Source organism: Streptomyces sp. NPDC001493 (genome assembly GCF_053597235.1).
On record NZ_JBSFHV010000004.1, the window covers coordinates 105,511 to 126,504 of the forward strand.

At 70.3% G+C, this 20,994-nt stretch carries 10 protein-coding genes; 3 read left to right on the forward strand and 7 right to left on the reverse strand.

Going from position 1 to position 20,994, the window contains the following annotated elements:
- Nucleotides 1-72: 72 nt before the first annotated feature.
- A complete protein-coding gene (locus ACWCWD_RS08240; protein WP_450771164.1) occupies nucleotides 73-7,311 on the reverse strand; it encodes a putative adhesin in 7,239 nt (2,412 codons plus the stop codon).
- 719 nt (nucleotides 7,312-8,030) lie between these two features.
- On the opposite strand from ACWCWD_RS08240, the gene ACWCWD_RS08245 reads away from it, so the two are divergent.
- Nucleotides 8,031-11,570: an FG-GAP-like repeat-containing protein gene (locus ACWCWD_RS08245; RefSeq protein ID WP_450771165.1), complete on the forward strand. Its 3,540-nt coding sequence runs from the start codon at nucleotides 8,031-8,033 to the stop codon at nucleotides 11,568-11,570.
- The gene (locus ACWCWD_RS08250; RefSeq protein WP_450771167.1) at nucleotides 11,570-12,340 is read left to right on the forward strand and encodes a hypothetical protein; all 771 of its coding nucleotides are present in this window, start codon (nucleotides 11,570-11,572) and stop codon (nucleotides 12,338-12,340) included. Before ACWCWD_RS08245 ends, ACWCWD_RS08250 begins: the two co-directional genes overlap by 1 nt.
- A 75-nt stretch (nucleotides 12,341-12,415) precedes the next feature.
- On the opposite strand, the gene ACWCWD_RS08255 is transcribed toward ACWCWD_RS08250, so the two are convergent.
- The 6 genes from ACWCWD_RS08255 to ACWCWD_RS08280 form a co-directional block, all read right to left on the reverse strand.
- Complete coding sequence (locus tag ACWCWD_RS08255) at nucleotides 12,416-14,926, reverse strand: family 43 glycosylhydrolase (protein ID WP_450771168.1); 2,511 nt, start codon at nucleotides 14,924-14,926, stop codon at nucleotides 12,416-12,418.
- The gene (locus ACWCWD_RS08260; protein ID WP_450771170.1) at nucleotides 14,923-16,410 is read right to left on the reverse strand and encodes a sulfatase-like hydrolase/transferase; all 1,488 of its coding nucleotides are present in this window, start codon (nucleotides 16,408-16,410) and stop codon (nucleotides 14,923-14,925) included. The genes ACWCWD_RS08255 and ACWCWD_RS08260 overlap by 4 nt, the downstream gene beginning before the upstream one ends.
- Entirely contained in the window at nucleotides 16,407-17,402 is a 996-nt protein-coding gene (locus ACWCWD_RS08265) for an aliphatic sulfonate ABC transporter substrate-binding protein (RefSeq protein ID WP_450771171.1), read from the reverse strand. The genes ACWCWD_RS08260 and ACWCWD_RS08265 overlap by 4 nt, the downstream gene beginning before the upstream one ends.
- 62 nt (nucleotides 17,403-17,464) lie before the next feature.
- Nucleotides 17,465-18,235, reverse strand: a complete 771-nt coding sequence (locus ACWCWD_RS08270; protein WP_450771173.1) for an ABC transporter ATP-binding protein — start codon at nucleotides 18,233-18,235, stop codon at nucleotides 17,465-17,467.
- Nucleotides 18,232-19,110 carry an ABC transporter permease gene (locus tag ACWCWD_RS08275; protein ID WP_450771174.1) on the reverse strand — a complete coding sequence of 293 codons (879 nt, stop codon included), beginning with the start codon at nucleotides 19,108-19,110 and terminating at the stop codon, nucleotides 18,232-18,234. The genes ACWCWD_RS08270 and ACWCWD_RS08275 overlap by 4 nt, the downstream gene beginning before the upstream one ends.
- Complete coding sequence (locus ACWCWD_RS08280) at nucleotides 19,107-20,363, reverse strand: ROK family protein (protein ID WP_450771175.1); 1,257 nt, start codon at nucleotides 20,361-20,363, stop codon at nucleotides 19,107-19,109. The genes ACWCWD_RS08275 and ACWCWD_RS08280 overlap by 4 nt, the downstream gene beginning before the upstream one ends.
- Nucleotides 20,364-20,494: 131 nt before the next feature.
- Here ACWCWD_RS08280 and ACWCWD_RS08285 point away from each other — a divergent pair, with 131 nt between their 5' ends.
- Nucleotides 20,495-20,974 carry an OsmC family protein gene (locus ACWCWD_RS08285; RefSeq protein WP_450771177.1) on the forward strand — a complete coding sequence of 160 codons (480 nt, stop codon included), beginning with the start codon at nucleotides 20,495-20,497 and terminating at the stop codon, nucleotides 20,972-20,974.
- Nucleotides 20,975-20,994: the final 20 nt, after the last annotated feature.

The following is a 20,994-nucleotide window of genomic DNA, read 5'->3' on the forward strand; positions in this document are numbered from 1 at the left end:
CGTTCGGGCCGGAAGCGGCGTGGCCGGCACCCAAGGGGTACCGGCCACGCTACCTGCCAAGCGTTCGTCACCTCACATGAAGGGGTTGAACTCCCGGCACATGGCCATGTGGACGTTCCCCATTCCCTGGCGGATGAGCTTACTGATTCCGACCTCCCGCGTGACGGTCAGACTGCCGCTCATGATGTTGAGGTCGGTCGGCGGGCCCAGGACGTAGTCGGGAAGCACATCCCCCGGCCCGAAGGACTCCACGATGTCCGGAGCGTCCGGCGCCCCACGCTCGACCGCGAGACCCGCACTGTCGCCGAGGGTCCTGCGGTGCGGAACGTAGAAGTGGAGTGTGGTGCCCTGGGGAACCATGAAGGCTCCTGTCTGGTTTCCGAACGTTCCGTGTCCGGAGAAGACGGTCTCCCCGTCCGGACGCCGTCCGGTGGACACGCTTTCGGGACCCTTGCCCTTCTCGCCCACATTCTTCTGTTCGCGGCCCTTCACCACCGTCGGCTGGTTGTTGGCGTCCTTGCGCCCGGCGCGCTTGGAAGACGCACCCGAACCGCGCTTCTCGGTGGACTTGGCTACCGCCTTCTTGGCTTTCTGTACCGCGTTACCGGTCTTTTCGGCCGCCTTCTTCGCGGCTCTGGTGGCAGCCTCCTGTGCCTTCTTCTTCGCTATCTGTGCGGCCTTCTTGGCGGCTGCTTTCGCAGCCCGCGCGGCTGCCTTGGCCGCTTCGCGCGCTGCCTTGGCCGCTGCGATGATCTTGCGGGCCTTCTCCTGGGCCTTGCGCCAGGCGCTGATGGCACTGAAGGTCTTCTCGACCGCGCGCCAGATCTTCTTGCCCTTGCTGAAGACCGAGGTCCACGGGATGGCGTCGATGATCAGTGACCCGCAGGCCCACATGTCACCGCGGGAGAAGCAGCTGACGACGTCGTTCCAGCCGATGAACTCCTTGAAGACGGCCCAGCCGACGTTGAGGATGATCTCGGACATCGAGGTGTTGAGCTGCTGGTTGGCCCATGCTTCCTCAGCGGTCTCGGCCGTGCCGCCCCCGCCGCCGCCACCGCCGCCGTCCATCATCAGACCGGTCGGGTCCGCGAAGGTGACGGGGTTGTTCTCGCAGTAGACGTACCCGTTCATCTGTACCGGGTCCGCGATGTCGAGCACCGGGTCCGGGGAGATGAAGCGTCCCGTCTCCGGGTCGTACTCCCGCGCTCCGAGTTGGACCAGACCCGTGGAGCTGTCGTTCTCGCCGCCGACATAGCCCTTGTGGGAGAGCCAGCTGGCGTTCCTGGTGCGGGCGACACCGAAGGGGTCGGACTTGTCGAACTTCACCGCGTTGCCCGCGGCGAGCTTGACGTTGATGTAGGCGGTGCCGTTCTGGTCGGTCACCTGCATCGACAACTGGTCCGCGCCGCCGCCCTGCTTGAACCGCATCACCACCGGGCCGCCGGCCTGCTGGTAGTAGCGCTCCGAGTAGTTGGGCGTGCCGTCCGCGTTCACCGAGATGGTGGTGTCCCCGAGGTACAGGGTCCTCGTGCTGGCGGTGATCGCCATCAGCCGCTCGCCGGAGGGGCCGTAGACGTACTTCGTCTCGTCGGCCGGCGCCCACGACTGGGCGGTCCCGCTCGCGTCACAGGTACCGAGGGTCAGGTCCGTGCCCGCGGCGCTGTTGGCGCCGGGAACGATCAGGCACTTGCCGGAGCTGACGTGCTTGAGCTTGTGACCGGACTCCACCGCGGTCCACTGCTGGGACGCGTCACCGGTGCAGGCGGCGATCACGACGGCCGTGCCGTCGGCGGTCGCGCCGCCCTTCGGGACGACGCACTGGTCCATGACCTTGAGCGCGCCCTTGGAAGAGTCGGTGGGCGTGGCGCCGTCGATCCTGAACTGCTGGGCGCGAGTGCCGTTGCATCCGTAGATCTGGATGGCGGTGCCCGCGACCGTGGAGGAGGAGGCCAGGTCGAGACACTTGTTGGCCAGCCCGACCCAGGGCCCGGATCCTTCGGCGCCGAAGCCGGTGACCGACTCCAGCTGACCGTCCCAGGTCCAGGTCAGGCCCTGTTCGTCGCCGCCGTCGGTCCGGGTCTCGGTGTTGCCCGCCTTGTCGTACGTACGGGTCGAGGCCTCGGTGACCTTCGCACCGGCGTCCGAAAGGTGGGTGGACGAAATCCCGGTCAGGGTGTGCGGCTGGGTGCCGTCCGCCTTGCCGTAGGTGTAGGAGGTGGAGGCGTCCTTCGTCGCGTCCGGCGCCGTGGTGGTGGTGCCGGGGACACCGAGGTAGTGGTCGACCTCGGTCTTGCGGTTGCCCATCGCGTCGTAGGTGTACGCCTTGCTGTACCCGTCACCGTTCGGGCCGATGGTCGGCGCGCTCGGCGTGCCGGTGGAGGTCACCGCGCAGGCGGTGTCGGAGGCCGTCCACGCCTGGGTGAGCTGGCCGATCGCGTCGTAGCTGAAGCACTGGCGGTCGGTCTTGGAGTCGACCGCGTCCTCGATCTTGGTGACGTTTCCGGCCTGGTCGTACCCGTAGGAGCGGACGTTGACCCGGTTGCCCAGGACCGTGGAAGTGTCGCTGACGGACTCGCGGTCGGTGTACGCCTTGGTCAGCTCACCGGTGCGCTCGTCGTACAGGTTGGTCGTCCACACCCGGTTCGGGTTCTCACCCGTGACCGCGCGCAGGACCTGCCCGTAGACGCTGTAGTCGGTGTCCGCGTTGTACCAGTCGATGCCCGACGTGGAGACCGGGAGGCCGTCCTCGTTGTACCGGGTGACGACCCTCTCCGGGGAGAGACCGCCCGCCGCGGGCAGCGAAGCCGATTTGAGCTGACCGGACTTGCTGAACTCGTACGTGTAGGCGTACGTCTCCTGGAGGCCGTACTGGGCGGCGATCGTCGCCGGAAGGGTCAGCTTCGTTCCCGTCGGCTGGTACTCGGCGGTGTAGCCGGTGACAGTCTGGGTGTAGGGCAGCCCGTCCGTGTAGCGGGTGGTCGTGGACGGATGCCCGAGGCCGCCGATGACCTCGTCGTAGGTCGCCGCCGCGAGGAGCTCTCCGGTGGACGAGTCCTTCCGCTGCTCGGTGACCCGGCCGAGCTCGTCGTACTTGGTCCAGGTCTTCGACTGCTTGCTGTCGGTGGCCGTCTCCGGGCGCCCGAGGACGTCGTAGGTGGTGACGGTGGTCCCGGTGTCCGGGTCGCTGGCCGTGACCTGCTGGCCGAGTGCGTTGTAGGTGTAGGACCAGACGTTGTGCGAGGAGTCCTCGGCCTTGACCTGGTCGCCGCGCGCGTCGAAGGAGTACGTGGTGGACCGGTACGCGCTGCGGGCCGCGTCCGTGAAGGTGTCGACCCGGACCGTCCGGCCCTGGGCGTCGCTCCAGCTGCGCTGTGCGGCACCGCCGGTGGGCGGGATGACCGTGGACCAGTCGTAACCGTACTCGTAGCGGGTGGCCTTGGCGGGCACGGTGGTGCCCGCCATGTACGGCGTCTCCGACAGCACACGGCCCTGGCCGTCGTACTTGTAGAGGGTCGCGTTCGGGATCTTGAAGTCGGAGTCGACCTCGTACATCACCGACTGCGGGAGGCCCTCGGCGTAGTAGCCGTTGTTGGTGCGGGCGATGGTGCCGTTGGCGCTGTAGATGGTGTCGGTGATCAGACGCCCGTCGCCGACGGCCGGCTCCTGGCGCTGGCGTTCACGGCCGAGGCCGTCGTAGAAGACGACGGAGTCGTCGTAGTCGGTGCCGTTGTCCTTCAGCGTGGAGCTGATGACGTTGACCGGCTCACCGGGAGCGGTGTTGTAGGTGAACTTCACCGAGGGCTGCTCGGTGGCAGCCTGGGAGGTCCCCCATCCGGCGGTGGTACGGCCGAGGGAGTCGTACTGGTAGAGGGTCGTGCGCCCGTTTTCGTCGACCTCCTTCAGCGTCGTACCCCGCCCCGGCTCCAGATAGGTCGTGGAGGTGTAGTGCTTCGCGTTCTCCTCGGTGATCGAGTAGACCTGGCCGGTGGACGGCGTGTAGGTGGTCTTCTCGGTCTCGTTCTTGGCGTTGGTGGTCGTCAGGACACGGCCGAGGGAGTCGTAGGTGAGCGTGGCGGTCTGCTGCCACGCGTCACCCGTCCCGTTCAGCGACCAGGTGGCCGTCGCCGCACCCGTGGTCGGGGTGGCGCCGAAGGCCAGGTCGTCGTAGGCGATGCGGGAGCCGCCGATGCGGGCGGAGACCGGAGCGGTCGCGGCAGCGGCACAGGTGCCGGCCGTCGTCAGCGTCTCCTTGTCCAGGCCGATCAGGTTCTTCGCCGTGTTGTGGACGTAGCTGAGCACCGCGCACGACTCGTCGCCGGTCTTGCCGGTGTCACCGAGGTTCTCCACGGTGAGCGGCAGGCCGTAGGTGTCGTCGTAGGTGGTGTTGGTGCGCAGCGACCGCCACTGGCGCGTCTCGTTGACGTCGTACGTACCCGAGGAACGCGTGGTGGTGATGGTGTGGTCGTCCAGGACCCGGTACGCCTTCAGCGCCGGGATGCCACCGTCGCGGGTACGGCTGGCCAGCTCCACGATCTTCGGGTAGTCGACCGAGCGGGAGACCAGGGTGCCGTTGTTGGCGGTGTAGTCGAGCTCTTCCGCCGTACGGCCCTGGAGAGCGAGGTCGTCGTCGGCGATCTTGGTGCCGTCGCTGTCGTTGACGACCACCGAGCGCTTGCCGCCGCCGGGGAGCGGGTCCCCGTTCATGCCGCGGAAGTAGCGCACGTCCGACATGGACTTCGCGCTGCCCTCGTACGTGTCCGAGGAGTCCGCGCCGCTGACCGTACGGACCCGGCTGAAGCCGCGCCACTGGTCGTAGGTGCGGGTCTTCTTCTTCGAGAACTCGGCCTGGTTCAGGGCCCAGGCGCCCTTGGTGTCACCGTCGTCGCCGTAGACGTACGAGGTGGTGACGGGCTCGACGCCCTTGACGCCCGGGAGTTCCTGGACGTTGTCGACGACGTACTTGTTGAACCACTCGATCGACTCGTCGACCTTGTCCGGGTCCGGGTGCCAGTAAGCCGGGTAGCAGAGACCGGTGTTGGACTCGACCGCCGGGAAGCCGGAGCCGCTCTTGCAGGCGCCGGTGGGCTCGCGGTAGTCGACGAAGGTCTCGCCGCCGTACTCGCTGATGATCCGCTCGATCCGCAGCCGGTCGAACGTCGGGTTCGGGTCCTTCTCCCCCCGGCGCACACGGTTCGGCATCGGCTGCGTGTTGGCCACGAAGGTGACCGGACGCAGCGCCTGGGACTCACCGTCGGTGCCGTAGCCGGAGCGGGTGATCGAGTCCAGCCAGAGGGCCGTGCCCTCGTCGGTGCGCTCGGCGGGAAGCGACTGCTCCAGCGTCCAGGAGTCGACCTTGGAGAGGGCGGTGGAGCCCTCGGTGCGCTGGGTGGAGGTGGTGACCTGCGCCAGGCGCTTGCGGGTCCAGAAGGTCGGGACCGGGACGTAGCAGTCCTTGCCGGACTGGCAGAGGAGGTCGGCGGGGGTGTCGTACCAGATGTGGTTCTTCGCGAAGTCGCCCGAGGTGAAGTTCGCCTCGGAACACGCGATGCCGTCTTCGACGAAACAGCGCTCGTCCACCGAGAAGTCGACCCGGGCGAGCGGGGCCGCACTGTAGAGGGTGCCGGCGCGCTGGCCGTAGTCGATGCGCTTGAGGTAGCCGCCCCGGTCGTAGGAGACCGGGGTCTTGAACTTCATGTTCTTGGCGTAGAGGGACTTCTCCTTCTCCCACCACAGGGACATGGCGCTGCCGGAGGTGTCGACGACGTAGTCGAGGTTCCAGCGCCAGCCGCGGGTGCAGAAGGACTTGGCGAAGTCGGCGTCGTAGCAGTCCTCGCCGGGCTGGTTGCCCGAAACGGGGACGGTCAGCACGGAGTTGGTGACCGGGTCGTCGGCGGCGGTGCCGTTGTCGCTCCAGCCGGGGAGCTTGTGCTTGCCGAAGTAGTAGATCGTGCCGTCGCGGGTGGTGACCTCCCAGTACTCGCCCAGGGAGTCGCCGTTGCCCAGCGAGGTGTCCTTCAGCAGCCGCACCCGCGAGCCGTCGCCGTTGGCGGTGACCCACTCATTGCCGGTCTCGTCGTCGTCCTTGACCAGCTCGGTGGTGGTTCCGCCCAGGGTCAGGGTCGCGTTCTCCGAGCCTTCGCAGAGGTCGCTCGTCTTGCGCTTGGTGTTGTTGCCGCCCTCGGTGTCGTCCCGGCACGTCTTGTACGTCCGCGTGATCGAACCCGGGTTGTAGTCCCAGCCGTCACCGATCCAGGAGGCCTGGTTGTTGGTGGCCGAGGTACGGCCGTCCACACCCTGCGAGTTGTACCCGAAGGCGAGGCTCGGAGCCGGACCGCCGGGGACGCTCGGCGCCTGGAGGTTGTACGTGTACGAGAACCCGCCCGAGCTGCTGCCCGCCGTCCAGGAACCGGCGCTGGCCAGCGGGGTCGCGGAGAAGTCGCCCTTCGCGCCGCCGCCCGCCGAGGTCGCCATGAACACCGAGGAGCCCGAGTTGGCGGCCGCGCTGAGCGCCGCGATCCGGGTCAGCGGGGCCGAACCGGAGGTCGGCTTGACGTACAGGGCCTGGGAGACCGTCCCGGTCGAGGTCGCCACGGCGTCCGTCGTCACCGGGCCGGTGTCGGCCAGGTCGGCGACGTCGAGCGTAGCCTCGATGCGGCGCTCACCGTCGAGGACGCCGTCGCCCTCGACGTCGGTGTCCTGCGGCGCGACGACGTTGGTGGTGTCCACCTCGGTCGGCTCCGCACACCCCTCGACATCCGGCGTGGTCAGGAAGCACTCGGGGAACTTGACCAGCTGGAGCCGGTCCGCCCAGTTCGCGCCGTACAGCTCCGCGAACTCGGTGTAGTCCAGGGCCACAACGGCGTCACCCGTGGCAGCCGCGGGCGGGGTCACGGTGAAGACCAGACCCTCCACGTCGGCGGCCGAGGACTCCGCCTGGCTGGCCAACGCGACCTGCCAGTCGCCCTCCAGGGCCGTCGTCTCCTCGGACGTCGCCGTCGCCGGAGCACCGATCTCGATCGGCAGCGTACTGATCTGCTGCGTCTCACCCGGCGCCAGCGCGTCCACCGTCCCGGTCGCCGGCGTCGTGATGCCGGTGCCCTCCGGAGCGGTGATCTTCTTCGGCTCGTAGTCCTCGCCCGGCGGCACGTCGGCCGTCGTCATGTCGGCGAGACCGCCGCCGTCCTGACCCTCCGCCAGTTCCGGCTTGGGCAGGTCGACGAGGTCGACGCCCGAGCGGCTGCTGGGCGGAGGCACGGCGTACGAGCTCGGCAGCATGCCGATCGTCACGGCGGTCGCCGCGACGACGACCACGCCGATGCGTGCCCGACGCCGACGACGGCGCTGCTCCTCGGTGCCGGGGAGATACCCCCGGCCACTCCATGAAAGCGATCCCCACACGACGGCCGCGGCCCCCCACAGTCGATCCCGACCACCGGCCGATCCATGCGGAAACACACGGCGCCGAAGGCTAATTGATTCGCCGAATGTTCAGGCACGGATTCACAACTCGTCAAATGATCCGAGGGTCCAGTGATTTCACTCACACGCTAATTCCCCTCATTCTCTCTTTACCGTTTCTATGCCCTGAATACCAAGAATGGACCACAGGGCATCAGAGATCGTCCGCTATGCGAACAAAGCAGAGCTCTCATCACGCACAGGGCATCCTGAAGATGGTTTCGGGGCGTTTCCTACAGGTACACGCACTTCATGCCCTGGCTTGAGCGTCTCGGGGAGGGACCGGGGCGCAACTCGATGGCTCCACCACGGATCCAGGCGTGAACGCACGGTGACGCCCACGGAACGACCACGTCTATGGATGCCTCGTGCTCCTTCCGGCATGCTTCTCACTCGCCCCACCTCCCGAAAGGTCTCCGGTCACCGGACAGAGCCGTTTTGGAGCGGGGTTTACTGAAAACGTGAGCGGTGTGCGCTTTCCGGAACGGTCCGGGTGAATACGGCTGGAAAGCCGTCCCGGCCTGCCCTCCGGAGTTGACGCACGCCGTTTTTGGGGGAGGGAATCCAGCACCGTGGAACGTCGTCGTCCCAGCCGGGCAACCGTCCGGCGCACCGCGGCGGGAGTGGCGGCGCTCGTCGCCGCCGGTCTCGGTTTCGCCACGCTCGGGCCCGCCCCCGATGACCCGGTGCGGCAGTCCGCCGCACCGGTCACACCCGCCACCGCCCCGCTCGACGAGAACGGCGCGCAGAAGCAGGCCGTCCGCACCGGCAAGCGCGTGGAGGTGACGTCCCTGCGCGACGCCACCTCCACGACGTTCGCGCTGCCGGACGGCAGCTTCGAACTCACCGCGCACGGCGCTCCCGTACGCGCGAAGGTCGACGGCGTCTGGAAGGCACTGGACGCCACCCTGGCCCGTACGGACCGGGGCTGGGAGCCCAAGGCGGCCTCCGACCCGGTGGTCTTCTCCGCCGGTGGCGGCGCGAGCACGGCGGGGAAGGGCAAGGGCAAGTCCGGTGCGCGGCAGGCGTCGTTCACCGTGTCGCATGCCTCCTTCACCCACGCCGCGACCGGAGCGGCCGGTGGCACCGACGTGGTGCCCGCCGCGACCGACGACGCCCCCGCCTACCAGGACCTCGTCACCCTCAGCTCCGGCGGCCACGAGATCACGATGAGCTGGCCGGGCGAGCTGCCCGCGCCCCGGATCGACGGTGACACCGCCCTCTACCCCGAGGTGCTCGACGGCGTCGACCTGCTGCTGACGGCCCGGGACAGCGGCTTCACCCACGTCCTGGTCGTGCACGACGCCGCGGCCGCGGCGGCGCTGGCCGACACCGACCTCTCGTACCGGCTCAGCTCCCCGGACCTCTCCTTCCACCTGGACGCGGTGACCCACGCGGTCACCGCCGAGGACGCGTCCGGTGAGGAGATCGCGGTCTCGCCGACCCCGTTCCTGTGGGACTCCGCGGGCCGCCCGGCCCTGACGGAGGGCGAGGACCCCGACGCCCCCGAGGCCCCCGAGCCCGGGGTCGACCCGTCGCCGTCGTACTCGGAGGACCCCGGTACGGAGTCCACGGAAGCCCCGGCCGATCCGGACGCCCCGGAGAGCGACGACACCGCCGCGCCGGAGGACGGTTCCGCCGCCACGGCGCCCTCGCCGTCCACGGCTCCGGCGCCCCAGGACGACCCGTCCGCCGGTACCGCCGAGCAGTCGTCCTACGGCTCCGCCCGCTCGGGCGCGACCGTCTCGGGCGCAACCGTCTCGGGCGCAACCGTCTCGCGCGCTTCCTTCCGCGCCGCCGACACGACGGACGTGCTCGGCCTGCCCGGCCTCGCCGGTCCGCAGATCGGAGCGCACAGCGCGGTGGGCACAGCCGCCCTCACGGGTGGGGGGACGGCCGAGGCCACGCTGGCGATCACGCCGGACAAGGCGCTGCTGACCAGCGCGAAGACGGTGTTCCCGGTCTTCATCGACCCGTCGCTCACCGGCAAGACGAAGAACTGGACGACGACGTACAAGAAGTACCCGACGTCCAGCTTCTACGACGGCGCCAACTACAACACCGGCACCACCGAGGCGCGCGTCGGCTACGAGTCGACCACCGGCGGCCTGTCCCGCTCCTACTTCCGGCTCGCCTGGACGTCCAGCATCAAGGGCGCCACGGTCACCAAGGCTGACCTCCGGTTCTACGAGACGTACAGCTGGTCCTGCTCGGCCCGCGAGATGCAGGTCTGGCGCACCGGCGGCATCTCGTCCTCCACGACGTGGAACAACCCGCCGTCGAAGACCGAGGAGATCGGCACCAAGTCCTTCGCCAACGGCTGGAGTTCCTCCTGCCCGGACGCGTACGTGGTCTACGACGGCAAGTCCGTGGCGCAGGACGCGGCGGACGGCGGCTGGACCAACTTCACCATCGGCCTCCAGGCGACCACCGAGGACTCCTCGTACTCCTGGAAGAAGTTCAAGGCCGAGGGCGAGTCCGCCCCGAAGATCGTGATCACCTACAACCGCAAGCCGGCCGAGCCCACCAGTCTCGACATCTCCCCCGGCACCGGCTGCGACTCGGTCAGCCCGTACCCCTCGGTGGGTCTGAGCGACGTGACGCTGGCCGCCAAGTCCTCCGACCCGGACGGCGACCTGAAGTACCTGGACTTCGAGCTCTGGCAGTCCGGCAGCACCACCAAGATCTACGACGGGAACCGGACGGTCGACTCGAGCGGTGCGGCGAGCGTCGTCATCGACGGCGCGGACGGCACGGCCAGCGAGTTCACCAACGGCAAGACGTACTACTGGCGGGTGAGGGCGCTCGACTCCTCGGGAGCCGCGTCCACCTACGGGCCGCCGACCACCGCCAACTGCGGTTTCGTCTACGACTCCTCGGCGCCCAACTCGCCGGAGATCACCTCCACCGACTACCCGGAGGACGACGGCAACGGCACCAACTGGAGCAAGGTCAAGTTCGGCACCACCGGCAAGTTCACCTTCAGCGCGGCCGGTTCGACGGACACGGTGAAGTACCTGTACTCGGTGAACTCCTCCAGCCTGAGCAAGACCACCGCGACCGTCGCCGCCGGCGGTTCCGTCACGGTGGCCATCCCGCCGCTGTCGGCCGGGCCGAACATCCTCTACGCCAAGGCTGCCGACGCCTCCGGCAACACCTCCTCCACCGCCACGAAGTACCTCTTCTACGTCACCCCGCGCGATGCCGCGGACAAGGCGGGCGACGTGACCGGGGACGGCGTGGCCGACCTCTACCTGCTCGACGCCACCGGTGACCTGCGCCTCTACCCGGCCACCACCACCGGTGACATCCACGTCTCGCTGCAGGCCGCCCACCGTGACGGCATCAGCCTGGAGGCCGACCTCGACGAGGACGGCGTCTCGGACGACGGCACCTACTGGCTGGACTCGGCCGGCAAGCCGTCGCTGATCACCCACAACGGCGACTTCCTGCCCGGCGACGGCATCCAGGACGTGGTCGCCAGGACCGGGGACGGGAAGCTCTGGATCTACCGGGGCGACGGCTACGGCAGCGTGGACGTCGAGCAGCGCACCGAGGTGTGGCTGCCGTCGAACGCCCCCGACCCGTCGACGTTCACCCAGATCCTGGCGACCGGTGACATCACCGGCGACAAGCGCCCGGAGCTCTTCGCGACCTCCGGCGACGCCCTGTGGGTCTTCTCCGGCTACACCGGCGGCACCTTCCAGACCGCGACCCGGCTGGCCGCGACGACCTGGGCCGACCGCGACCTGGTCAACGTCGGCGACTACAACGGCGACGGTGTCGCCGACCTGGTCTACCGGACCTTCGTCAGCGACCGGCTGCTGCTGCGCATCGGCAAGGCGGACGCGGCGGGCGGCACCAGCCTGACCTCGCTCTCCAGCGCGGTGAACTCCGCGACCGGTGTGGACGCCGAGTTCGGCACCGGCTGGAGTCTGGCGAACATCCCGCTGATGACGGGCACCCCGGACGTCTCCGGGGACGGCATCCCGGACATCTGGGCGCTCATGGCGGACGGTACGGTCCGCTTCTACAAGGCCACGGCCACCTGGGGCGGCACCCCCACCACCGTCATCAGCGGTGGCTGGGAGAACAAGATGGCGATGGGCTGATGATCACCCCGCCCGAGGACCAGGAACGTACGGAGGACGACACGATGAAGCGGTACGCACACGGCACGGCGGCACGCCGGATCACCGTCTGCGCGGTGTCGGCCGCCGCCCTGGTCCTCGCGGCGGGCTGTTCCGTCAGCGGCAGCAGCGGTGGTGGGGGCGGCCTGCAGCGACAGGGCGCCGCCAGCCCCGCCCCCACCGGAACCGGCGGTCTCAAGGCGAAGGCCCTGAAGGCCGGCAGCGTCCCGGGGGCGACGATCACCACCCCGACCGGCGCCCAGGCCCCGCGGCCCGAGGACGTCGAGGCGGACAAGCCGTGCGGGCCGCTGGCCCGCGCGGTCGCCGGAGCGGCCCTCGGTTCACCCGAGGACACCGTCCTCCGCCGGGTCACCGGCGACGGCCTGACCACCACCGTCACCCTCACCGTCTACCAGGACGAGGAGAAGGCCACCGCCGCCCTGACCGCCCTCTCCGACGCGGCCGACGCCTGCTCCGGCGGCTTCACGCTCAAGGTCTCCGGCACGGAGCACCGCGTGATGGCCGCGACCCGTGAGCTGGCACCCCAGGGCGCCGACCAGGCGATGGGCTTCGGCATCACCCAGCGCGTCGGCGACGCGAACGGGACGGACACCCCGGAGAAGGTCGCCGTGATGCGCCGGGGTTCGGCCGTCGTCCTCTTCACCACCACGGCCTCCGACGGGGCCCCGGCCCCCGAGGACCTCGCCGTACCGCCCGCGGTCGTCGAGACCCAGTTCGTCGCCCTGGCCTGACGGCCCCGCACGGCACGGCGAAGCGCCCGCACACCGGATGTGTGCGGGCGCTTCGTCGTTCCTGCTTCCCGGTGCCTACTTCTTCGCCCCGGCCTTCCCGTGCGCGGCCTTCCCGTGCTCCGGCTTCCCGTGCGACGGCCTGCCGTGCGCGGGCTTGGGCGCCCCCGGCTTCGACGCCCCCGGCTTGTCCGGTGCCAGGGTCGTCGCGGCGGGCCCGTACGTCCGTACGTAGTCGAAGTCGGCCACCGCACCCACGTGGTTGTCGGAGATCAGGCCGATCTTCAGGTCGCCCTTGACCGGCAGGGTCCACACCCCGCTGAGCGTCCAGTGCACGCCGTCGCGGCTGGAGGAGGCGCGGACCTCGTGCTCCTGGTTGGCGGTGTCGAGGTGGTGGGTGAGCCGCAGCCAGAGGGTGTCGGCGGTCGGGCCGCCGAACATCGGCGCGTTGGCGACGGCGGTCGGCGGGGTGGTGGTGGGCCGCTCGCCCTCCTTGCCGAACTCGGTGACGTGGAGCATGGCTCCGTTGCCGTTGTTGAGCGGCAGCACCGAGTGGGTGAGCTTGAACCAGCGGTCGTCGTTCTCGTAGAGCACCAGCCCCGCCTGCTGGGCGTTGGTGGTGGGGGTGAAGTGGAGCTTGGTCTCCACCGTGTAGTCGCCCGTGGGTGCGGGGCGCAGCAGGACCGGGGCGGTGTTGTCGCCGAGGTACAGCTCGGTGTTGGAGGTGGGCCAGGAGAGCGCGCCGTTCGCCATGGTGGTGCCGGTGGCGGGGCCGCGTACCCAGCTCCAGGCGGAGTCGGCCGTGGTGCCGGGGAGGGTCGCGGTGTCGAACTCGTCGCTGTAGGCGGGGAGCAGGGCTCCGGGCTGGGAGACGGGGGCCCGCTTCGTGACGGGGGTGTACAGCGCGGTGGCGCCGACGTTGTCGGCCTCGGCTCCGGCGCCCTTGGCGGCGGCGGAGACCGATCCGGCGTGGACGGCGGCGGCGGGCAGGGCGCGGGTCTGCTCCCCCACCGGGTCGCGGAGCCCGTCGCCGGTGACCTCCACGGTGAGGCGGGTGCCCCGGATCTCGGCGGAGACGGTGTGCCAGGTGTCCCAGGAGAACCCGGTGGGCAGGGCGCCGAGCTGCTCGCCCTGGTCGACGCCCTTGATCCGTACCTCGGTGACCAGGGCGTTCTTCGCCCGGTCCAGCCAGACGGCGATCCGGTTGTCGGCGTCGGTGTGGGCGAGGGTCAGGCCTGCGGCTCCTCCCGCCGCGGTGACCCGGAGGTCGGCCTCGGCGCGTACGGCGGCGGGGGCGGTGCCGGTGGAGACCAGGTAGCCGGGGGCGGTGGAGCCCGCGGCGGGGGTGTAACGGATGTAGCCGTGGCCGTCGGTGGCGTTGGCGGTGGTCCAGCCGGCCGGGGTCGCGCCCTGGGTGCGCCAGCCGGTGAGGCCGGTCTCGAAGGTGCCGCCGGCGGTCCAGGTGGTGACGGGTGCGGCGGTCGGGGTGTCCGAGGGGCCGGTACCGGCGCGGACGACGGGCCAGCCGTCGATCCAGTCCAGGCGGTCGATCAGCATCGGGCGCCGGGAGAGCTTGAGGGTGCCCCCGGAGGCCGGGGCGAGGTCGGGCGACTCGGCGGGGATGCCGTGGTAGACGAGCCAGTCCTGGCCGGAGAGGTCGGTCTGGATGGCGTTGTGGCCGGGACCGATCCACCGGTTGCCGTTGGCGCCGACGACGACGCCGCCCTTGCTGCCGAGGGTCATCAGGTCGGTGCCCTCGTCGTCGGTGAAGGGGCCGGTGGGGCTGGTCGAGCGGCCCGCCTTCACCTGGTAGCCGCTGTACGCGCCGTCGCAGCAGCCCGCGTCCGAGTAGAAGAGGTAGTAGTAACCGTCGCGGTGGACGACGAACCCGCCCTCGACCCGTCGGCCGCGCGCGACCTGGGTGACCGCGCCCTCGATACGGGTGCGGTCACCGTTCATCTTCGCGACGCAGATGGTGTCGTAACTCCCCCAGTAGAGATAGGGGGTTCCGTCGGTGTCGGTGAACTGTGCCTGGTCGATGCTGCCGGTCGGGCAGCCGCTGGGCGTGGGCAGCACCGCACCCTTGTCGGTCCACGGGCCGGTGGGCGTGGGGCCGGTGACCAGGCCGACGGTGCCGCGTCCGGGGACGGAGTAGTAGAGGTAGTACTGCCCGAAGGCGTAGTGGATGTCCGGCGCCCAGAGCCGGGAGCCCTGGAGCCAGGCGGGCCGGGTCTCCGGGGTGAAGACCTCACCGGCGTAACTCCAGGTCACCATGTCCGGGGAGCGCAGGATCGGCAGGATGCGCTCGCCGTCCTCGCCCTTGGACTGGAAGACCGGGTTCTGGGTGCCGTAGGCGTACCAGTAGCCGTCCTTGCCCCGGATCATCGTGGGGTCGGGGAAGGTGTCGACGGTCCCGGCGGTGACCGGGTTGGTGTACGTGGCGGGGGCGGCGGCCTCCGGGTGGTGCCCCTGGGCTTCCGCCCCGTACGAGGGGGTCGTGGCCGTGCCGAGCAGGCAGATCAGCGCGGCGGCCGGGGCCGCCCAGCGGGGCAGCCGCCGTGCGCGTGCGGGGTTGCGCGTGCGTCTCATCGGGTCTCCGTGGTCGTCGGGGCCGTGCCGTCCGGTTCGAAGGAGCTGAGGGTCACGTCGGCGTCCGAGCCACCGATGTCGTACATCGACGTCATCCAGTGGTAGAAGTTGTCGCCGCGGTCGCGCAGCAGCGTGTAGAGCCGCTGCATCAACCGGTCGCGTACGGACGCCAGTTCGGGCTTCCCGTATCGGTTGTCGAGCTCGTCGGGATCGTCGAGAAGGTCGTACAGCTCGTTCACGGACTCCGGGTTGACGACCAGCTTGTAGCGGTCGTCGCGGATCATCCGCTGCGGGTACGGGAAGTGGTGGCCGTGGAACTCCGCCACCAATTCCGGTGCCCAGTCGGGGTGTTCGCCGCGTACCAGCGGGAGGAGGGAGCGGCTGTCCACGGCCGGGGACGGGTCGGCGCCCGCCAGGTCGAGCAGGGTCGCGGTGCAGTCGGTGAGGCTGACGAGTTCGTCGCGGACCTGCGGGGCCTCGCCGGGGACGCGCACGATGCCGGGGATGCGGTAGATGTCCTCGTACATCGCAGGGCCCTTGTCGTGCAGCCGGTGGGCGCCGGTGAACTCGCCGTGGTCGGCGGTGAAGAACACCGAGGTGGCGTCCTGGAGGCCGAGTTCGTCCAGGCGGGTCAGGATGCGCCCGATCTGCTCGTCGATGAGGGTGACGTAACCCCAGTAGACGGCGATGAGTTTGCGGCTGACCTCCAGCGGCATGGTGTCGAAGGCCCAGTGCGCGCTGTAATTGGCCTGCACCGGCGGCTTGTTCTCGAAGGTTTCCGCGATCGACGCGGGCAGCTCGACGAGTTCGGGGTCGTAGAGGTCGAAGTAGGAGTCGGGCAGCAGATAGGGCAGGTGCGGGCCGAAGAAGTGGGTGGCGAGGAAGAAGGGCCGCCCGTCGGCCGCGTACTTCTCCAGCTGCTCGATGGCCCGGGTGGCGAGGTAGTACTCGAACGTGGCCTCCACCGGCTGGTGCAGCCGCGCGGCCAGCAGGTTCCCGGGGTTGCCGGCCGGTGCCGTGCCCCGGATGTGGTCGGTGATGCGGTACGGGGGCAGGCCCCGCTCCTCCAGGTAGGCGAGGTAGTCGGGGTGGTCGACGGGGTTGTGCCAGCCGGGCAGGTCGGGGCCGTCGAAGCCGTAGGAGGCGGCGTTGCGGTGGGTGCCGCCGTGCCATTTGCCGATCAGGCCGAGCTGGTAGTCGCGCTCCTTCAGGGCGGCCGGGAAGGTGAAGACGTCCTCCCGGAGGTCCTCCAGGTAGCCCACGTTCCGCTCGTGGTTGGCGAGCAGCCGGTGGCGGAAGGGGGCCTGGCCGGTGAGCAGGCTGGCGCGGGCGGGGGTGCAGATGGCGGTCGGGGTGTAGAACCGGTCGAAGCGGGTGCCGGTGGCGGCGAGCCGGTCCAGGTTCGGGGTCCTGACGTGCGGGTTGCCGTAGGCGCCGAGGGTGTCCACCCGGTGCTGGTCGGTCATGAGGAACAGCAGGTTCACTTGGCGTACGCCTTCGTGTAGAGGTCGCCGTCGTAGTACGTGTCCGCCTTCGGCACGGTCTTGAGCTGGCCGGTGGACACGAAGAACTCGCCGAGGCCGTCGAGCCAGGAGGTGACGGTGCCGTCACCGGTCTTCGCCACCAGGTCGGCGGTGGTCATCGTCTTCACGTTGGCGGCGTCGGCGGCGACCTTGGCGCGGTCGACCTTCAGCAGCTTCGCGGCGGCGTCGATCGCCTCCTCGGGGTGGGCGGCCCGGTAGTCGTTGGCCTGCTGGAGGACCTTGACGACCTTGGTGGTGAGGCCCTTGTCGGTCTTGGTGCCCGAGACGAACGCGGTGGGGAACGCCTTGTCGGAGAAGTCCTTGGTGGAGCCGACCTCGTTGAGGCCGGGCTTCTTCGCCTTGATGGAGTCGATGAGCGGGTACCAGAGGCCGGCGCCGTCGATCTGCCCGGAGACGAAGGCGGAGACCACGGTGGCCGGGTCCATCGGGACCTTCGTGATGTCCTCGGGCTTCATCCCGGCCTTCTGGAGCGCCAGGTTGAGGACCATCTCGCCGGAGGTGCCGGCGGGGACGCCGACCTTCTTGCCCTTGAGGTCCTGGATGGTCTTGATGCCGGGCTGGGCGATGACCCGGTCCGCGTAGGCGAGGGTGTTCACGGCGACGACCTTGGCCTTGCCGGTGGCGGGCAGCCACATCGCGCCGGGGCCTATGTAGCCGAAGTCGAGGGAGCCGCCGCCGAGCGCCTGGATCTGGAGCGGGCCGTTGGTGAAGACGCTGTACTGGGGCGAGAGCCCCTCCTTCTTCCACAGGCCCTGCTGGTCGGCGATGGCGAGCAGGCTGGCGCCGTTGTAGTCGCTGATGTAGCCGAACCGCACCTTGGCGCTGCCGCCGCCACCGGCGGAGTCGCCGTCGTCCCCGGAGCAGCCGGTGACGGAGAGTGCCAGGACGGACACGGTGGCTGCGGCCGTGAGGGCGCGCTGGGAGAGACGCATGGCGGAGTGATCCTTCGGTGGGTGTGGGTGGTACGGAGGGGAAAGGGGCCCGCGGAGGCGGGTCAGACGGCGGCGGGCTGGTGGTAGACGGCCTGCCAGACGGCGTTGCGGATGGCGGCGAACTCCGGGGAGAGCCGGACCGCTTCGGTGCGCGGGTAGGGGAGGTCGACGTCGATGACCTGGTGGACGCGGCCCGGCCGGGCGGCCATCACGATGACGCGTCCGGCGAGGTAGACGGCCTCGTCGACGTCGTGCGTGATGAAGAGGACGGTCCGCCGGTCGCGGCTCCAGGTGTCCAGCAGCTGGTCCTGCAGCTGCACCCGGGTCAGCGCGTCCAGGGCACCGAACGGCTCGTCCATCAGGAGCACTTGGGGGTCGACGGCGTAGGCGCGGGCGATGGCGCAGCGCTGCTTCATGCCGCCGGAGAGCGTCTTGGGCAGGGCGTCCGCGAAGTCGCCGAGGCCGACGAGTTCGATGGCCCGCTGGGCGCGGAGCCTGCGTTCGGCCGCCGGTACGGAGGCGAGCTTGAGCCCGAACTCGACGTTGCCGCGCACGGTGAGCCAGGGGAACAGGGCGTACTGCTGGAAGATCACGCCGCGTTCGGGGCCGGGTCCGGTGACCGGCTTCCCGTCGACCAGCACGGTGCCGGAGGTGGGTTCGGCAAGTCCGGCGGCCAGATTCAGCAGGGTGCTCTTGCCGCAGCCGGAGGGGCCGACGACGGTGACGAACTCCTCGTCGCCGATGTCCAGGGAGACGTCGTCGAGTGCGGTGAAGACCGTGTTCTTGACGGGGTAGGTCCGGGAGACCCCGCGGAAGGAGATCTTGGCGTTCATCGGGTTTCCTGCCAGTGGGTGAGGCGTCGTTCGGCGACGAGGAGCAGGCGGTCCATCAGGAGTCCGAGCACGCCGATGGAGATCAGCCCGACGAAGATGGTGGGGAGGTCGTAGTAGAGCTGGGCCTGCTGCATGCGGAAGCCCAGGCCCTCGGGGGCGGCGATGAGTTCGGCGGCGACCAGGGTTCCCCAGGCGGAGCCGAGGCCGATCCGCATGCCGACCAGGATGAACGGCGCGGACGCGGGGACGACGACCTTGAGGAAGATCGTCCCGTCCTTCGCACCGAGCACCCGGGCCGCGTCGATCAGGGTGCGGTCGACCCCGACGACGCCCTGGAAGGCGGCCAGCACGCTGGAGAGGAAGGCGGCGAGGAAGATGACGAAGATCTTGGGGGTCTCGCCGATGCCCATCAGCACGATGGTGAGCGGGATCAGGGCCAGCGGCGGGACGGTGCGGAAGAACTGGACGTACGGCTCCAGCAGCCCCCGGGCCACCGGGTACCAGCCCATCAGGAACCCGACCGGTACGGCGACCAGGGTGCCCAGCGCGAAGCCGGTCAGCACCCGGCGCACGCTGGCGAGGGCGTCGTCGGCGAGGGTGCCGTCGGCGATCATGTCGCCCGCCCGGGAGACGACCGCGCCGGGGCCGGGCAGCACGTCGTAACCGAGCGGGTTCAGCAGCGCCCAGACGCCGAGTCCCACGGCGAGCGCGACCAGGTTGAGCCCGAGCGAGGAGAGGAGGGACCGCCCGCCGCGCCTTCCGGTGCGGGCCGTACGGCCGCCGGGCGGGGCGGGTGCGGGGGCGCCGGGTTCTTCGGCCACGAGGTCCGCGGGGGTGCGGGTGTCCTTGACGAGGGGCTGGGAGGGGGTTGTCATGCGTCGTCGTCCTCGGGGAGTGCCGGGCCCGGGTAGCGGGCGAGCAGCGGCGATTCGTGCAGGGCCAGGGCGACGCCGCCGTGCGCGCCGCCCGCTTCGCCGAGCGCGGCGGGGCGCAGCGTCACGCGGTCCCGGGCGAGCGGCAGGACGTGGGCGTCGAGCGCGTCGGCGACGGGGCCGAGCAGGGCGTCGCCGGCCTCGGCGAGTTCGCCGCCGAGGACGATCGTGCTGGGGCCGAGGGCGCCCACGACCGAGGCGAGTACGGCTCCGACGAAGGTCCCGGCCCTGCGCAGCACGTCCTCGGCGACGGTGTCCCCGTCCTCCAGTGCGGCCAGGAATCCGGCGAAGTCCCGCGCCTTGCCGCCCCGTTCGCGGTACGCCGCGAGTACGGCCCCGACGGAGGCGACGGTCTCCAGGCAGCCGGTGCCGCCGCATTCGCAGGGGCCGCCCGCCGGGTCGGCGGTGATGTGGCCGAGTTCGCCGGCCAGCCCGTCGACGCCCCGGTGCAGGGCGCCGTTGACGACCAGGCCGCCGCCGACGCCGTGCGAGAGCCGCAGGTAGAGCACGTCGCGACTGCCGGCGGCGGCGCCCCAGGTGGCTTCGGCGAGGGCGGCGAGGCGGGTGTTGTTGTCGATGAGGACGGGGGCGCCGAAGCGGCTGGTCAGCAGCTCCACGAGGTCGGTGAGCGGGCCCCCGTGGCCCCCGCCCGGGCGGGTGACCCGGTGGCCTTCCGCCGCCCGCGCGTCCTCGGTCTCCGTACGGCGCACCGGCCCGACGACGCCCACCCCGACCGCCCCGGTGGCGCCGAGGGCGGAGAGCCGCAGGGCGCCGTCGGCCAGCGAGGCGACCAGCTTCTCGGCGAGGTCGACGCGGCCCTCCCAGGGGAGGTCCGGCGGGTGCGGGAGGCTGGCCGAACCGATCATCTCGTGCGCGACGTTGGCGGCGGCCACGTGGACCGAGCGGCGCGCGAAGTCGATGCCGAGCGCCTGCCCGGCCGCCGGGTCGAGGGTCAGGTGCTCGACGGGACGGCCGCGTTTGCGCGGCCCGGGGTCGGCCGCGCCGGGGACCACGGCCCCGCCCGCGACCAGGGTCGCCACGATGTCGTACAGCGTGGTGCGCGAGAGCCCCGAGAGCCGTCCGAGCTCGGCGCGGCTCAACTGGCCGTGCCGGCGCAGCAGTCCGAGCACGCGCTCTTCATGGCCCCGCCTCAGCTGTGCGAGGGGGCCTCTGTGGGAGTGCATGGGCTCCAGCATGGGGAGGCCGGAATTTTTTCGTCAACCTCCCGGAAAAATATTCATGTTGCCGCAATGAGGTGCGCACCGAGCGGGCCGTACCGCGTCGTGGCGCCTGGCCCGGTCCGGACGGAAGACCCTACGCTCGGGCCATGACGACTACGCACACCTATGACGTCCAGGTCGAGTGGACGGGCAACCTCGGCTCGGGCACGAGTGGTTACGCGTCCTTCAGCCGCGACCACGAGGTGCTCGCGGACGGCAAGGAGGGGATCGCGGCCTCGTCCGATCCGGCGTTCCGCGGCGACCCGGCCCGCTGGAACCCCGAGGAGCTGCTGGTCTCCTCCGTCGCCCAGTGCCACATGCTCTGGTATCTGCACCTCTGCGCGGTCGGCGGGGTCGTCGTCACCGACTACGAGGACCGGGCCCACGGGGTGATGACCATGGACGAGACCGGTGGGAGCGGCCGGATCACCCGGGTCGTGCTGCGCCCCGAGGTGACGGTCACCGACGCGTCGATGGTGGAGAAGGCCCGCGCGCTGCACGGCGAGGTCCCGGCGCTCTGCTTCATCGCCCGCTCGGTGGACTTCCCCGTCACCCATGAGCCGGTCGTCCAGGTCCAGGAGGACTGAACCGTTCCCAGGAGGACTGA

Bases quoted from the DNA above. Each gene is read 5' to 3' on its own strand.
- ACWCWD_RS08250 (WP_450771167.1), top strand. From the start codon at position 11,570: ATGATCACCCCGCCCGAGGACCAGGAACGTACGGAGGACGACACGATG.
- ACWCWD_RS08255 (WP_450771168.1), bottom strand. From the start codon at position 14,926: ATGAGACGCACGCGCAACCCCGCACGCGCACGGCGGCTGCCCCGCTGG.
- ACWCWD_RS08265 (WP_450771171.1), bottom strand. From the start codon at position 17,402: ATGCGTCTCTCCCAGCGCGCCCTCACGGCCGCAGCCACCGTGTCCGTC.
- ACWCWD_RS08270 (WP_450771173.1), bottom strand. From the start codon at position 18,235: ATGAACGCCAAGATCTCCTTCCGCGGGGTCTCCCGGACCTACCCCGTC.
- ACWCWD_RS08275 (WP_450771174.1), bottom strand. From the start codon at position 19,110: ATGACAACCCCCTCCCAGCCCCTCGTCAAGGACACCCGCACCCCCGCG.
- ACWCWD_RS08280 (WP_450771175.1), bottom strand. From the start codon at position 20,363: ATGCTGGAGCCCATGCACTCCCACAGAGGCCCCCTCGCACAGCTGAGG.
- ACWCWD_RS08285 (WP_450771177.1), top strand. From the start codon at position 20,495: ATGACGACTACGCACACCTATGACGTCCAGGTCGAGTGGACGGGCAAC.